1 pseudogene is annotated in these 250 nt (G+C 48.0%); it reads right to left on the bottom strand.

What is annotated here, in order from left to right:
• Positions 1-193: pseudogene (locus HBA93_RS22415) on the bottom strand (hypothetical protein); the annotation flags it as partial.
• Positions 194-250: the final 57 nt, after the last annotated feature.

Below are 250 nucleotides of genomic sequence, written 5' to 3'. Positions count from 1 at the left end.
CGTTTTCCATATCCCACAGATGCATATCCTCAATCGCAAAGGCGGGCCGTTTGGCAACCGGACGTAAAGGACGCGTGGTGCGGGCAACGGTTTCCCAGAGAATACGATCTTCCGACTTCAGAAAACCGGAGGTTTGCTTAGGTGTGATTTCCGCAGGCTTCTGCTCTTCTTTCGGATTTTTCAACATTCTCATTATATTTTTATCCGAAACGCGTGGTACAGAGCGTTTTTTCTTCGTGGTTTTCATCGC

This window comes from Ochrobactrum sp. SFR4 (genome assembly GCF_019730395.1).
In the GTDB taxonomy this organism is placed as follows: domain Bacteria; phylum Pseudomonadota; class Alphaproteobacteria; order Rhizobiales; family Rhizobiaceae; genus Pseudochrobactrum.
The sequence above is the reverse complement of the archived record's forward strand: the minus strand, read 5'-3'. Positions and strand labels throughout refer to the sequence as shown.